Source organism: Psychrobacter sp. UBA3068, from assembly GCF_002366815.1.
Classification (GTDB): domain Bacteria; phylum Pseudomonadota; class Gammaproteobacteria; order Pseudomonadales; family Moraxellaceae; genus Psychrobacter; species Psychrobacter namhaensis.
On the sequence record NZ_DFBY01000047.1, the window covers coordinates 95,098 to 109,552 of the forward strand.

Here is a 14,455-nt window from a genome sequence, read left to right on the forward strand (position 1 = left end):
GTTAAGGGAGTAATAAAAGGATTTACTAAAATAACGGTGTGATGCACTACACATAGTGCACAAACTGGTCCTGATCAAAACGAAATTGGGTATTGTAGACGCCATTGTCAGCACGCTCGCCGGCACCAATCATCATAACGATATGCTGATCGTCGTTTAAACCTAATAGACGTTTCATCGCTGGCTCATCAAAGCCGCCCATGGGACAGCTGTCGAACCCATGCGCTCGTAGTGCGAGCATCAGATTTTGGGCAGCAAGAGCGGTGTTATTGGTTGCCCAATTTTTGGTGTCTTCAAACGTATAGTAAGGCGATTTGATCGGCCCTTTGACCCGTCTGACCACTTGCGTCGCGCCCCATTTGGCTGCTGATATCACGTTGGCTGGACCACGTAAGAAGTCCATAGTAACGACTTTGGTGTAGTAGTCTTTGACCTTTTTGGGTACTGGCTTATCAGGATATTCACGTAAGATTTGCTGAGCGTGATCGTGCCAAATATCCGTACGAGCAATAACAGCGATTAAGCGCGCTGAGGTTTTCGCCGCGTTTTGATTCATGCAGTTTTTGACTGCCTGCTGACGACTTTCAGCACTATCAATCACATAAAACGCCCAAGGCTGTAGATTGCTAGAGTTGGGCGCTAGCATAGCCAGGCGCAGACAGTCGGCTAGGACATCATCCGGTATGGGCGTGTCCGTAAAACGACGTACTGAACGACGTGACTCTACCACCTCGCGAAACGCTTGTAGCTGCGGTGTGTCACTAGGCGTAGCAATACGGTCTTTATTGTCAGTGTTGGAGGTCATATGAGAATCCATGCTGGGGATTGAGTGATCAACTTGGGGCGTTATTGAGTACGTTTTTCAATCGCGCCTGACAAGTGACTAATACGAATAAACTGGCTAGTGGTTGTGAGCCAATAAGTTGGGCGATGACATTTGTTAGTAAACAGTACAGATACCGACTGGCGTCAGTATCTATAGTAATGAGATCTGTTATTTGGTTGATAAACAGCGGTATTGTAATGAAACACCGCCTTTAGGTTCGTAAGTTAAATTTGTAAGTTAAAGCTGCTATTACAGCTCGTTTTCGTACTCGTCAGCAGTCAGAAGGGCTTCGTAATCAGCGATGTTGTCAGGCTTCATTCTGAAAAACCAACCTTCGCCATATGGGTCAGAGTTAATGATTTCAGGATCATCTTCTAGCGCCTCGTTGATGGCAACCACTTCACCTGACAGCGGGGCATACACGTCAGAAGCTGCTTTTACCGATTCAACCACTGAGATTTCATCATCCACAGCGATGATGTCGCCCACGTCTGGTAATTCAACAAATACCACGTCACCCAATAAGTCCTGTGCATGGTCAGTGATACCCACCGTGATCGTACCGTCGTCTTCTAAGCGTAGCCATTCGTGGCTGGCGATATATTTTAATTCTGCTGGGATATTGCTCATGGTCTCTCTCCTAAACGATAGAGGTTAATTAACAAAAAATAGGGAACACTACAGCCAATCGAGGCTAATAATAGAATTTATAAAGCCTATGAGTCAAACTGCTGTTTGCCATTACGGACAAACGGTAGCTTAAGAACGCGCACATCAACGAACTTACCTTTACCGCGCAGATCAACTTGAACGCTGTCGTTATCTGACAAGCTGGCAGGTACACGGGCAATAGCAATTGAGTTTTTTAAGCTAGGGGAGAAGGTGCCACTGGTAATCACACCAGTTTGCTCGTTGTCAGTGCCTTGATTGATGGTCACCGTCATGCCTTCACGTAAGACGCCGCGCGTCGTTAGTAGTAAGCCGACTTGTTTCATGGCGGTATTGTCGTCTTTTGCTTGTTTGCGTTGGCTGACGAGAGCATCACGGCCAACAAAATCACGGTCATCTTTTAGCGCGAGTGTCCAGCCCATGTTGCATTCATAAGGGTTGATGGTCTCATCCATGTCATGACCGTAAAGGTTCATGCCTGCTTCCATACGCAAAGTATCGCGTGCGCCAAGGCCTGCAGGTTTGATGCCATTGGCTTTTAGTTGCTCAAAGAACGCTGGTGCATCATCGCCATGCATGATAACTTCGACACCATCTTCACCAGTATAACCAGTACGGGCAACGAACCAGTCTGTGCCTTCGATGTCTGTTAGATCAGCACCAACAAAAGGCTTAAGCGCGGCTAACGTATCGGCCCAGCTTGGTTTGGTCTGTGCTAACTTCTCAACCGCATTCGGTCCTTGAACGGCAATCATGGCAAGCTCTGGACGTTCAGTGATGGTAATATCGAAGTCTTTAGCGACTTTGTTAAACTGTGCCAAGTCTTTATCGCGAGTGGCAGCGTTAGAGACGATACGGTACTCGGTCTCATCTGCATTCATCAAATAGACGATTAAATCGTCAATGACACCGCCTTGCTCATTTAGCATCCCAGAGTAAAGCGCCTTACCAACCGTTTTTAACTTAGCAACATCATTGGCCAGTAGCTTTTGTAGCCACGCTTTGCTATCAGTGCCTTTGATATCGGTCACGACCATGTGTGAGACATCAAACATGCCGGCATCGGTACGAACGGCTTCATGCTCTTCAATTTGTGAGCCATAATGAATCGGCAGCTCCCAGCCAGAAAAATCCACCAGTTTGCCCTCACTGTCGACGTGAGACTGATACAAGGGGGTGCGTTGGGGTGTGGGATTTTGAGCGCTTTGAGAGATGGTATCTTGAGAGTTGGTAGCTTGAATATCAGTCATAACAAATCCTTATGTGTACATCAGTTGTACTCAGTAAAAGTACATGGGCTGATGCGCATTATCATAGTAGCGAGAAGCAACATTGCAGGGTGCAAATATTACCTCAAAGGGTGGCACAGAAAATAAAGATGAAGCCGTCAGCCAAACAGACGCTGAACGCCCGTTTAAGCAAAAGCCCTATCTGTCCTGTGACCTGAGATTTTCAATACGAACCATCATGTGTGGGTATTTATATGAACCCTAAAGTTGATGATAGCGTATTTTCTCCCCTTCGGTGGGTAAGACGTCGTCCGTTCTTACCGCTCTCCAGATTTGTTATGCCTTATGTTTGTGGGTCATGTGCGATTGATAGCACACTACTAAACCATAATGACATGTGTTTTTCAGTCCTTTTACCTGAGCGATTGGCAGGGTAGATGCGCCTTCGGTGGTCATGTAGCAATGATATACGTCGTATTACCGATGCGGTGGGATACGGTATATATGCTCACAAACTCTCTCCTGAAAAACGCTTTTATTATGAAAGGTTCAAGATGCTTTTACAAGCCATCAACGACATTAAAATAGATAATTTTGGCAAAAATGACTTTTTGTGAGAATAATGGGTCAAAGTACAGAAAGGACAAGTACTTTTATTTTTAGAGTGTGGCATAAGTTTTAAAGCAAAACACCATCGCAAAACCTAAAGCCCTTACTGATATTTGCCCAAATGTGCTAACCTATGACCATACATAGTTTCTGATAGGGTGCTTTTATGCATTGTGATATTTATAAATTTCCCAAACACGACGATATGTATGTCTATATTGCGCGTCCTGATTATCCCGACGACACCGACGAGATTAAGGATTGGCTGGGTGTTTTGCCAAAAGATTTCCGTGCAGGCTTAGGTCGTAGCAAGTTTGTCATGCATCTAGATTTGGCAACCACGCCAACGCTTGCTCGTGTCGATAAAGCCGAGGTACTAAAAAAGCTACAGTCTCAAGGATACTTTGTCCAAATGCCGCCGCAAGACGTCATGCGTCGTCAAGCAGAATTACGTGCCCGCGAAGCACAAGACAATATTTACGATTAATGCTCGTTTTTTGCGAGCTGATTATAAGTCCCTTCTTTCACAAGTAAGGGATCAAACGTCTACGAAACATTTAGTCACATGCATTTCACTAGAAGGTCGTGATAAACTAGCGGCCTATTAAGTGGGCATATTGATGGGGTGTTCGGTCTTATTTACAGATCTGTCAGAACGTCTCATACCGTATTTAGTACAGAAATGTGTCGCACCATTTTTAAACGCAGGTAATAAAACACGCATGGACTGGTTAAAAAGTATCTTACACAGCTTACCACTGGAAGCCATCAGTGACATTCTCGGCGAAATTGTTATTTGGTGGGGGCAGCTGGTAAAAGACGTGCCACCCGCCGACTTACCAATGTATGCGTATCTTGGTGGTGTCATTATCGTGCTGGTGTTGTGGTTGTTGGTCGCTCGTATGCTACCGCGTCCGCTCGGCGGTATGAGTTGGATGGTACTGTTTGCGGTATTGTTAGCGCCAGGTACTGCTATTGGTGACCCTAGTGTGATTGCCCCAGCCAGTATTGGGGTGGTTTATGCGATCATGATGAAAGACACGGCAGGCGCGATTACTCATATGTTACCTATATTAGTGGTGCTAGTGGTAGGCTTGTTTGTTGGTTTTATTTGGCAGCTTATTCGCGGTGCATTTGAGTCAAGTTTAGACAAAGCTCGCAGTCGTACGGCAGAAGATACGCAAGCAACGATGCAGCTGACTACGGGCAATTATTTGACAGAAAATGCGACTTTACCTGAACAAGTGGATGTCACGCAGCAAGCTAATAAGTCTTCTTTGGCGGCTAAGACCGAAACAGACGTCAGCTTAACCAAAGCCAAAGACAGCACCTTGGCTAAAAAACCTAATGTCGAAAAATCTGATAAGCTATAAAGTGAGACAGCGCCTTTAGCCACTTGCTCTTAAATAATAAAAAAAACTGTCTGATAGATAGAGTCTATTAAATAAATTTAATAAATAAAAAAGACACCAAGCGTGTCTTTTTTTGTGTGAGATCATTTACTAATAAGAGATGAAATGAGCAGTTGACAGCTTTCAGAAGTGGATCGCATGTCTGAATAACTGCGAACGCATGAGTATTTTGGCAATGGGCAAGGCTGTGCTAATCTAAATGTTTACGTATCCGCCGTTTATGACCTTTAAACGTTTTAAGGTATAACAATAACTGAGACTTGATTATGACTGATAACCCTAAAAAAAGCTTTACTGGTACCCAAAACTATATTGCCACTGACGACTTGCAGCTCGCGGTCAATGCGGCGATGACGCTACAAAAGCCCTTGCTGATTAAAGGGGAGCCAGGTACTGGCAAGACTTTACTGGCAGAAGAGGTGGCGGAGAGTTTAGGTATGCCGCTGATTACTTGGCATATTAAATCGACGACCAAAGCCGAGCAGGGGCTGTATGAGTATGATGCGGTATCGCGCTTGCGTGATTCGCAACTGGGGGATGACAAGGTTTATGAGATTGGAAACTATATCAAGCCCGGCAAACTGTGGGATGCGTTTACCAGTAAAGAGCGAAGTGTGCTATTGATTGATGAAATTGATAAAGCGGATATCGAGTTCCCAAATGATTTGCTACATGAACTTGATAAGATGTCTTTTTATGTTTACGAGACAGGCGAGACCATCACCGCTGAGCAGCGCCCCGTGGTTATTATCACCTCAAACAATGAAAAAGAGTTGCCAGATGCGTTCTTGCGTCGCTGTTTTTTTCACTATATTGACTTTCCTGAAGCAGAAACCATGCGCCAAATCATTGAGGTGCATTTCCCTAATATTCAAGAAAAGCTGGTCAATGATGCGCTGGATATCTTTTATAAGCTGCGCGGTGTTCAAGGACTCAAAAAGCCACCGTCAACTTCAGAATTGGTCGATTGGTTAACGTTGTTGCTGGCCGATGATATGGCCCAAGCAGAATTAGAAGAAAATCTGCGCGGTGAAAAATCTATTCCGCCGTTGTACGGCGCCCTGCTCAAAAACGAAGCCGATGTGAGCTTATTGCAGCGTTTTGCCAATATGATGCGTCGTTAAGCAGATATGAGCAGCGACATTAGGATAGAACCACTGCAAACGTCCAAATTGTAACCATATCAGCCAATAAGTGATGCGACTCTTATGTTTATCAAACTATTTTATACCCTGCGTACTTATGGCGTGCCCGTCAGTACGCGTGAACTGCTCGATCTAAATGCCGCGCTAGATCAAGGGCTGATGATGCAGCCGCATCCTGAAAACCCAGAGCTGTCGACCTTTGCTAGCCGAGAGGACATGTATCGTCTGATACGTCTGTGTATGGTCAAAGACGAGCGTCATTTTGATAAGTTTGATCGCGCGATGGCAGACTATTTTGAGGGCGTCGATAGTCTCGATATGGACGAGCTATTGGCGAAGCTGACCGATGTGCCAAAAGAGTGGCTAGATCTAAAACTAGATCCAAAAAACTTGACCGAAGAACAACGGCGACTGCTAAAAAAATACGGCTCACTTGAAGAATTGATGAAAGCGCTTGAGGAGCGCTTAAAAGAGCAAAAAGAGCGTCATCAAGGAGGCAGTAAGTGGGTCGGGACAGGCGGCACGTCACCGTTTGGTGCTTACGGCGATCATCCAGAAGGGGTACGCGTCGGTGGTGAGTCTCGTAAGCGCAGCGCTGCAAAAGTTTGGGAGCAGCGTAAATACCGTAATCTCGATGACGACCATCAGCTTGGCACGCGCCAAATTCAGATGGCACTGCGTAATCTGCGACAGTTTGCCCGTACAGGCAGCGCCGATGAGCTTGATATTCATGAGACCATCAAGCGCACTGCCAAAAAAGGGGTGCTGGATATCTCTATGCAGGCGGAACGTCGTAACCGCGTCAAAGTTTTGATGCTGTTTGATGTTGGTGGGAGTATGGATATCCATGTTGAGGCGCTTGAAAAGCTGTTTTCTGCCGCGAAAAATGAGTTTAAAACCCTAGAGTTTTTTTACTTTCATAATTGTCTGTATGACTATGTGTGGCAGGACAATAACCGTCGCCATAGCGCACCGATGCCCACTTATGAGCTGCTCAATAAGTATGGCCGAGAGTATCGCGTCATCTTCGTGGGTGACGCCTCCATGTCACCGTATGAGCTCATGACAGTAGGCGGTAGTGTTGAGTACATGAATAATGAAGCGGGTATCGTGTGGCTCAAGCGAGTACTGAATCATTTCGATAAAGTGGCGTGGCTCAATCCTGAAAACCCCGCCTATTGGCAATATACGCAAACCATTGTTGAGATAAAAAAGTTGTTTGAAAATAAAATGTATCCCATGACATTGCATGGCGTGGAAGAAATGACCAGCTATTTAGCGCGATAATTTTGATGTTTGGCCTACATAGTAGCGCTTATTAATACTGATGGATTATTTAATAAAGCAGCCGCTGAGAGATCTCAGCGGCTGTCTTTTTGTCTAAAGACGTCCAATTTATAGTCATTACCATTGGTGCGCTCAGTAAAATGTGTTAACATTCATTTTAAATGAATGTTATGGTAATATTTTGACTGGTGACGCTAAGAGACTTTTGCTTAAAAGAGTCTGCTCAAAACAATTTGCTAAAAAGAGTTTGATGCCAAGCGTCTGTAAAGTCTATCTAGTGACCGTTGCTTATTTAAACCCCTCATTTTCTGTTCTTTAACTCTCAATTTGTTCAATGACTAAGAGAAACAACATGGCCTCACCACAAACGTTAGAAATCGTAAAAGCTACTGTCCCCGTACTCGAGGAGCATGGAACGGCAATCACCACCGTGTTTTATAAAAACATGTTTGAAGCGCACCCCGAACTGTTGGACATATTCAATGAAACCAATCAAAAATTAGGCCGCCAACAGACCGCATTAGCGATGACGGTGCTAGCCGCAGCCAAGCATTTGGATAAATTGGCCACGCTATTGCCGCAGGTGACCCAAATCAGTCACAAGCATCGGGCTTTACAAATCTTGCCTGAGCACTATCCTATCGTTGGTAAGCATTTGATCGGGGCGATAAAAGAAGTACTGGGGTCGGCTGCGACTGATGACATTATTAACGCTTGGACCGAAGCTTACGATGAAATTGCCTCGGTATTTATTCAGATTGAGCATGGTATGTATGAAGAGGCGATGTGGCAGGGTTTTGCTCCCTTTACCATCACTGAAAAAAGGGCCGCGGCCACAGATATCGCCGCTTTCACCGTTGAGCCCGTCAATGATCGTTCAAAGAAGGCTCAAGACATCGATTTAAGCAAACTAAATTTGACAGCTGGTCAATACATCACCGTCAAAACAGACCCAAAAGACAGTGACCATATTGCCCTACGTCATTATTCTTTGTACTCGGCGAGTAGTGAAAAAGGCATCCAGTTTGCAGTAAGACGTGACAACCGTAATGAGCATCACGGCTTGGTGTCCAATTATCTGCATGACCATTTAGAGATTGGTGATACGGTTTTGCTGTCAGCGCCTGCAGGTGACTTTGCTCTGAATCAAAATCTGGTACAACAAAACGAGATCCCACTAGTGCTGATGAGCGCGGGTGTCGGTGTCACCCCTGTGTTGTCCATGCTAGAGGCCCAAGTGTCAGCCAATCCAAAACGCCCAATCATCTGGGTGTATGCTTGTCAGAATAAAGCGCATCACGCCTTTGCTGCTGAGGTAAATCAGTTATTGGAAATGGCTGCAACCGTAGAGACGCACCTGTTTTACTTTGACTCTGGGCAAATATTGGATGAGGCGTGGCTTGCTAAATTGCCTAAGCCTGCTGATATTTATGTCTGTGGTTCGATGCCGTTTATGGAGAGTATGATTGATGGGCTAATGGCATTAGATCATGGCGTTGATAGCGTCCATTATGAACCATTCGGTCCTAAAATGAGCTTAGGGGGCTAGTTTTAACCCTCGTTTTCAGAAATAGGTTTAAAAAAGTACTTAGCGTTAAAGTCATGCTAAGTGCTTTTTTAGAGGCAATGAATAGGGATTTGTTGTACACGCAGGGCGCTCTGGTGTAGAAGTTGGAAAATCTTCTAAAAGCGTTAAAATCAAACTACTTTGCCTTTTTTTCAACCAATCCAATCATCACACCCATCTCTTTTTTATCATGTTTGTCGATACTGGGCGCATATAACGCCGAAGCAATCCCGCCATCTAAAAATAAAGCATTCGGACAGTCCAACTCATTTTTGAATAAGGTGGCAAATTGATAAAATGTCACAGGTACCTCACTATTGGCAAATTTTATGCGGCCATCATGGCAAACGCCTACCGCGTTACGGATTTTGAGTGAGGTACTATCAGGATTGAACTGGGGATGGATCTCGTCATTGATGACCAGCATCGGACCAGACTGGGTGGCATACCAAGGCTTTGCGTCATCACTTTTTAGCCGGTCACCTAAAGCACGGCTTTCTGTAATTTGCACGTTGCCAGATTTATCCCACCAGAACACGCCATTGGGCAGTAGATGAAAATTTCCGCCGCCTTCTTTGAGGTTTAAAGCGCGCTTTTCTTCACCCTCAATAACGGTATAGCCAATCGGTGCATAAGTGTCATTGTACATACCGGCATTCATGGCAAATTTAAGCGCTTGATTTGCTGGTAACGTCGTTAGTAATGTGTCAAAGGTCAGTAGGGGTTGCGTACTATCAGGCTGTTGCCAAAATAACTGTAAAGCATAGCGATCCCTAGTCAACGCTTCAGCTTTAACGCTACAAGTGTTATAAGCAAAGGGGGCGTCTTCGGACTGACAAGACCAATTCTGTGGGTCACTGGCAGAGTCGTTATTACTTATTGGCTGGCAAGCACTGACACTTAGGACACTTAGCAAGAGTAGGGCGGTGGCCCATAACGGTAAGGAAGGAGCAAAACTTGGCATCGATCGTGAGTCTTTTAAAGGTTGGAAGGAAAGGTAAATAATCTTAACGGACAGCGTTTTAATCGCAGAATTTTACTCACTGCTATGCGGAAAGTCACGAAAGGTATTATTGACGTTACCGATTAACCTGCCACCATCAACGATGTCATCCAAGCTGCCAGGGCTTTGTTCTGTTGGCGCACTGGTCTCTTTACCTTTATCGCGTGAGTCTTTGTTGTAAGCAATCAGCGCATCATTATTCGCTAAGAAGCTATCAGGATTTGCCATGACCCACATCTGGTTAAACACATCCGCACGGGCACTCTGATCGAGTAATGCCTCTTTGTCAGTAAAATAAAAGTACTTCGATAACAACTTTATCTGCCCGTCATCTAAACGACGGGCAATATGATAAGGCTGCAATTGGCTTGGGTGTTGTAGACCCACGGCACCAACGATACTGGCAAGCGATTTGAGCGTGTTTTTATGGAAGCTTGCGACTCGCTCCGCTTTACTTGGGACGTCCAATGCTTTTTGGCGATAGGGATCTTGGGTGGCGACGCCTGTCGGACAAGTGTTGGTATGACAAGAGCGCGACTGAATACACCCAACGGCAAACATAAAACCGCGCGCTGAGTTGCACCAGTCTGCACCCAAGGCAATCATACGAGCGATATCAAAACCAGAGACGATTTTGCCGCTTACGCCAAGCTTAATTTTGTCACGAATACCTGCGCCGACCAACGTATTGTGTACCAATAAAAACCCTTCCACCATTGGCATGCCGACGTTATCCATAAACTCAACAGGGGCGGCGCCCGTACCACCTTCTGCACCATCGATGACGATGAAGTCAGGGTAGTTGTCGGTCTCTATCATCGCTTTAACAATCGCCATAAACTGCCAAGGTTGTCCCACACATAGCTTGAAGCCCACTGGTTTTCCGCCTGATAATTCACGTAACTGCTGCCAAAAGGCGACAAGCTCGCGTGGGGTGCTAAAAGCTGTATGGGATGATGGCGAGATGCAGTCTTGTCCCATGGGCACATGACGCGTTTCGGCGATTTCTTGGGTAATTTTCTCGGCTGGTAGCACGCCGCCTTTACCAGGTTTTGCCCCTTGGGACAGTTTGATTTCGATCATTTTAACTTGGGGGTCGACCGATTTTTCGGCAAAGGCCTGAGGGTCAAAGTTACCATGCTCATCACGACAACCAAAATATCCGGTACCCAGCTCCCAAATCAAATCGCCACCGAACTTGCGGTGATAAGAGCTGATAGCACCTTCGCCTGTATCGTGGGTAAAGCCGCCAATTTTTGCGCCTTGATTGAGCGCCATAATGGCATTGGCAGATAAGCTACCAAAGCTCATCGCTGAGATATTAAACACTGACATGTCATGCGGCTGCTGACAACGCTCGCCACCAACCGTGATGCGAAAGTCTTTATTTTTTAGAGGCTGACTGATCGCTGACTGTAAAAACCACTCTTTGCCTTGTGTGTATAAATTATCTAATGTACCAAAGGCATTGGTGTCACTGACATTTTTAGCCCGCTGGTAGACAAGGGCGCGTTGCTGGCGTGAAAACGGCACTTGCTCTTTGTCGTTTTCTAACAAGTACTGGCGAATCTCTGGGCGAAAGTCCTCGAGCACGTAACGAATGTGTCCGGCAACGGGATAATTGCTCAAGATAGAATGCTTGGATTGAATCAAGTCATATATGCCCAGTGCGACCCCGAAACCACCAATAATAATTAGCCACCAGTTAGTGAGTAATAGACCGGCCAATAGGATCAATATGGCAGCACCAAAAGTACTAAAGCGCAGTAATAAACCGACCACATAAGGCAAACTGGCTTTGGGTTCAGGATTTAGATTGGTACGAGATTGGGGCATAACAACACTCAACAGGCATATACAAACATTAAAAAAGGCGAAGATCACTGAAGTAGAAAGACGGCTAAAGAGGACTCTACCACTATCAAATGCCAGTAAGCGTCCAGAAGTATCGTCTACATCCTCTATATATGATATCACTGCCTAGAATTAATTGGGTAACAGTGTGCTAAAGTAATTCAGGTAGATGGCATATATGCTGAGACTGACCGTCTGCTGCACCTTTTGAGTTTACCTAATAGCTCAAATTTAGCCAGTTCAAATTATCCGATTAATGAGAATAAAAATAGCCTAAGTAAACTTATCACTCATCCCACAATCGATAGTCAGATTTTAGCTGATATTGAACCCATTGATGCCGTGCAATTGACGTATGGGATAAAGATTTTGAGCTAAGGACGTATCTTTAATCCCCGTTACCAATCTTTTCAGCCAACGCCTGCAATTTTGGCACAATCATCAAAGCATAGTCATCCGCGTCCCAGTTGGCACTCGGGACACTGGCATTGATTGAGTAAGCGTATTGCCCAGTTGCAACATCATATACGCCAACAGCGACGGCCAATATATCAGTAGAAAACTCACCGTCAGAGACGGTATAACCATACTTTTTATAGTGTTCTACTGCCTGTTCTAAGGCGGTTTGCGCGCTATGAAACGTGTCTTTAGGTAAATGCTCTTGTAGATTGTTACTAATCATAGCCTGTCTTGTCGCTGAGCTGACAGCATAAAACGCGCGGCCAATAGCAGTGTATGCCACGGGCACTGCTGAGCCAACTTGTAGATTAACGGACAAACGAGCAGGGCTGCGACAACAGGCGTGATAGCGCATTTCTCCTTCGACCTCAGTGGCTAAATTCACTGACACCTCATTTTCGCTGGCGAATTGTCGTAATAATGGCGCTGCAGCAGCGATCATATCATGACGACTCCACGCAGTAGCGCTGAGCCTTACTGCACTACTGCCCAATTGATAGTGTCCGTGTTCCGTGGTACGCAAAAACCCAAGCGTGGTTAAGGTATGGATGAGACGGGTGATGGTCGCTTTTGGCAATTGAGTCATTTGACACAACTGCTGATGGGTAAGCCGCTCGTGATGCTCAAAAGCGGCAAGCAATGTCAGTCCGCGACCAAGCGCTGTCACAAACTGCCGGTCATTGTCGTTTTTGCTTTGGCTAAGCGTACTGTTTATTCGATCCAGTAGAGGAATGGCTGTGGATAAGGGTTTTGTCATTTTATACTCATATTTTTTTGATAAAGGTTTACAGCGTGGCTTAATTTTGCTTAAATAGTTTATATTATGAAACTAAGTTTCGCACAGCGGAATTACAAAGTCAATAACTTGCTAAATCAATTTATGACATTTATCACTACTCGTCAGTCAGGATGACTGATATCAAGGAGAGACACATGGCAACATCGACCAACCCTCGTTTTAACTGGGAAGACCCTTTTTTATTACGCAACCAGCTCACTGACGAAGAGCGTATGGTGACGGACAGTGCTCAGCAATTTTTTCAAAAAGAGCTGATGCCGGGCATTATCAATGCCAATCGCAATGAGCACTTTGATCGCAATATCATGCGTCAAATGGGTGAGATGGGCCTGCTTGGGGTGACGATTGATGGCTACGGCTGTGCTGGTTTGTCAAGTGTTGCCTATGGTCTGATTGCCAAAGAGGTAGAAGCGGTCGATTCGGGCTACCGCTCAGCGATGAGTGTGCAATCGAGCCTCGTGATGCACCCTATTTGGGCATACGGTACAGAAGAACAAAGAGAAAAATACTTGCCGAAGCTTGCCACGGGTGAATACGTTGGCTGCTTTGGTTTGACAGAGCCAGACTCTGGTTCAGATCCGTCATCGATGTCGACTCGTGCGCGGGCAGTCGATGGGGGTTATGAGCTAACTGGTAATAAAATGTGGATTACCAATAGCCCTATCGCTGATGTGTTTGTCGTTTGGGCCAAAGATGATGCAGGGGACATTCGCGGTTTTGTGTTAGACAAAGGCATGAAAGGGCTGTCTGCGCCAAAAATTGAAGGCAAGTTCTCACTACGGGCCTCAGTCACGGGTGAGATCGTCATGGATAAAGTGTTTGTCCCTGAAGCCAATGCCTTCCCAGATATTCGTGGTCTAAAAGGTCCTTTTGGCTGCTTAAATAAAGCCCGTTATGGTATCGCTTGGGGTTCGATGGGTGCGGCTGAGTTCTGCTGGAAAGCGGCGCGTCAGTACACGCTAGATCGTAAGCAGTTTGGTCGTCCGCTGGCCGCAACACAGCTGGTGCAGTTGAAGCTGGCCAATATGCAAACAGAGATCACTTTAGGTCTACAAGCCGCGCTACGTGTCGGTCGTCTGATGGATGAGGACAACGCTGCTCCTGAGATGATCTCTATGATTAAGCGTAATAACTGTGGTAAAGCACTTGAGATCGCTCGTATCGCTCGTGATATGCATGGTGGTAATGGTATCTCTGATGAGTTCCATATCATCCGTCATGTCATGAACTTAGAAGCCGTTAATACCTATGAAGGTACACATGATATTCATGCCCTTATCCTAGGTCGTGCACAGACAGGCATTCAAGCATTCTTTTAAGTGTTTTTATAGTCAGTTGAAAATAAAATCAATACGTTAATATCATCGTGCGAATGGGATGAATTTTTCTGGCTTGCTGTTCGCCAGCGTGACAGAGGCTACAAAAAAATCATCCCATTCACTCTGTATCGGTTTTCAATAGAATGGCCAAAAATGTTTAACACAGAGATGCTTCACTGCGTACGTTGCGGCTTGGACTTTTGTGAAAAAGAGCATCAATAGTAGCGTACGTTTTTAGTTGTTATTCATCATCTAACTGCTTAGGGGCTAAATGATG

The 14,455-nt window shown here is 45.5% G+C and carries 12 protein-coding genes and 2 riboswitches; of the genes, 6 read left to right on the plus strand and 6 right to left on the minus strand.

The genetic code is table 11. From position 1 onward, the window contains the following. Positions 1–46: 46 nt before the first annotated feature. From B2P60_RS11270 to gcvT, 3 genes are all read right to left on the minus strand, one after another. Positions 47–805, minus strand: coding sequence for a nitroreductase family protein (locus B2P60_RS11270; RefSeq protein ID WP_286741401.1), 759 nt, complete (start codon positions 803–805; stop codon positions 47–49). Positions 806–1,075: 270 nt separating this feature from the next. Next, on the minus strand, positions 1,076–1,456 hold the full coding sequence (gene gcvH, locus B2P60_RS11275) for a glycine cleavage system protein GcvH (protein WP_144297111.1): 381 nt from the start codon (positions 1,454–1,456) through the stop codon (positions 1,076–1,078). A gap of 86 nt (positions 1,457–1,542) precedes the next feature. Then, complete coding sequence (gene gcvT / locus B2P60_RS11280) at positions 1,543–2,745, minus strand: glycine cleavage system aminomethyltransferase GcvT (RefSeq protein ID WP_286741405.1); 1,203 nt, start codon at positions 2,743–2,745, stop codon at positions 1,543–1,545. A gap of 171 nt (positions 2,746–2,916) precedes the next feature. Then, positions 2,917–3,065, minus strand: a riboswitch (glycine riboswitch). 54 nt (positions 3,066–3,119) lie between these two features. Beyond that, positions 3,120–3,259: riboswitch (glycine riboswitch) on the minus strand. A 240-nt stretch (positions 3,260–3,499) separates the two neighbouring features. Between gcvT and B2P60_RS11285 the strand changes: the two genes are divergently transcribed. The 5 genes from B2P60_RS11285 (at position 3,500) to B2P60_RS11305 (ending at position 8,726) form a co-directional block, all read left to right on the plus strand. Beyond that, positions 3,500–3,820 carry a YcgL domain-containing protein gene (locus B2P60_RS11285; RefSeq protein ID WP_193005104.1) on the plus strand — a complete coding sequence of 107 codons (321 nt, stop codon included), beginning with the start codon at positions 3,500–3,502 and terminating at the stop codon, positions 3,818–3,820. A gap of 235 nt (positions 3,821–4,055) precedes the next feature. Then, positions 4,056–4,706 (plus strand): hypothetical protein, encoded by a 651-nt coding sequence (locus B2P60_RS11290; protein WP_286741406.1) that lies wholly within the window; start codon positions 4,056–4,058, stop codon positions 4,704–4,706. A gap of 305 nt (positions 4,707–5,011) precedes the next feature. Beyond that, positions 5,012–5,869 (plus strand): AAA family ATPase, encoded by an 858-nt coding sequence (locus tag B2P60_RS11295; RefSeq protein WP_193005102.1) that lies wholly within the window; start codon positions 5,012–5,014, stop codon positions 5,867–5,869. A gap of 84 nt (positions 5,870–5,953) precedes the next feature. After that, on the plus strand, positions 5,954–7,177 hold the full coding sequence (locus tag B2P60_RS11300) for a vWA domain-containing protein (protein ID WP_286741407.1): 1,224 nt from the start codon (positions 5,954–5,956) through the stop codon (positions 7,175–7,177). A gap of 352 nt (positions 7,178–7,529) precedes the next feature. Further along, positions 7,530–8,726 (plus strand): globin domain-containing protein, encoded by a 1,197-nt coding sequence (locus tag B2P60_RS11305; protein ID WP_198334362.1) that lies wholly within the window; start codon positions 7,530–7,532, stop codon positions 8,724–8,726. 154 nt (positions 8,727–8,880) lie between these two features. Here B2P60_RS11305 and B2P60_RS11310 read toward each other — a convergent pair whose 3' ends face one another. From B2P60_RS11310 to B2P60_RS11320, 3 genes are all read right to left on the minus strand, one after another. Next, a complete protein-coding gene (locus B2P60_RS11310) occupies positions 8,881–9,708 on the minus strand; it encodes a phosphodiester glycosidase family protein (protein WP_193005099.1) in 828 nt (275 codons plus the stop codon). A gap of 72 nt (positions 9,709–9,780) precedes the next feature. Then, on the minus strand, positions 9,781–11,583 hold the full coding sequence (locus tag B2P60_RS11315; protein WP_286741408.1) for an FMN-binding glutamate synthase family protein: 1,803 nt from the start codon (positions 11,581–11,583) through the stop codon (positions 9,781–9,783). Positions 11,584–11,989: 406 nt separating this feature from the next. Beyond that, complete coding sequence (locus tag B2P60_RS11320; protein WP_286741410.1) at positions 11,990–12,817, minus strand: IclR family transcriptional regulator; 828 nt, start codon at positions 12,815–12,817, stop codon at positions 11,990–11,992. Positions 12,818–12,993: 176 nt separating this feature from the next. On the opposite strand from B2P60_RS11320, the gene B2P60_RS11325 reads away from it, so the two are divergent. Further along, on the plus strand, positions 12,994–14,178 hold the full coding sequence (locus tag B2P60_RS11325; protein WP_198334366.1) for an acyl-CoA dehydrogenase: 1,185 nt from the start codon (positions 12,994–12,996) through the stop codon (positions 14,176–14,178). The last annotated feature ends 277 nt before the right edge of the window (positions 14,179–14,455 follow it).

What these genes read in the sequence shown, in the direction of transcription:
- B2P60_RS11270 (WP_286741401.1), bottom strand. Translation starts at nt 805, where the DNA reads ATGACCTCCAACACTGACAATAAAGACCGTATTGCTACGCCTAGTGAC.
- gcvH (WP_144297111.1), bottom strand. Translation starts at nt 1,456, where the DNA reads ATGAGCAATATCCCAGCAGAATTAAAATATATCGCCAGCCACGAATGG.
- gcvT (WP_286741405.1), bottom strand. Translation starts at nt 2,745, where the DNA reads ATGACTGATATTCAAGCTACCAACTCTCAAGATACCATCTCTCAAAGC.
- B2P60_RS11285 (WP_193005104.1), top strand. Translation starts at nt 3,500, where the DNA reads ATGCATTGTGATATTTATAAATTTCCCAAACACGACGATATGTATGTC.
- B2P60_RS11290 (WP_286741406.1), top strand. Translation starts at nt 4,056, where the DNA reads ATGGACTGGTTAAAAAGTATCTTACACAGCTTACCACTGGAAGCCATC.
- B2P60_RS11295 (WP_193005102.1), top strand. Translation starts at nt 5,012, where the DNA reads ATGACTGATAACCCTAAAAAAAGCTTTACTGGTACCCAAAACTATATT.
- B2P60_RS11300 (WP_286741407.1), top strand. Translation starts at nt 5,954, where the DNA reads ATGTTTATCAAACTATTTTATACCCTGCGTACTTATGGCGTGCCCGTC.
- B2P60_RS11305 (WP_198334362.1), top strand. Translation starts at nt 7,530, where the DNA reads ATGGCCTCACCACAAACGTTAGAAATCGTAAAAGCTACTGTCCCCGTA.
- B2P60_RS11310 (WP_193005099.1), bottom strand. Translation starts at nt 9,708, where the DNA reads ATGCCAAGTTTTGCTCCTTCCTTACCGTTATGGGCCACCGCCCTACTC.
- B2P60_RS11315 (WP_286741408.1), bottom strand. Translation starts at nt 11,583, where the DNA reads ATGCCCCAATCTCGTACCAATCTAAATCCTGAACCCAAAGCCAGTTTG.
- B2P60_RS11320 (WP_286741410.1), bottom strand. Translation starts at nt 12,817, where the DNA reads ATGACAAAACCCTTATCCACAGCCATTCCTCTACTGGATCGAATAAAC.
- B2P60_RS11325 (WP_198334366.1), top strand. Translation starts at nt 12,994, where the DNA reads ATGGCAACATCGACCAACCCTCGTTTTAACTGGGAAGACCCTTTTTTA.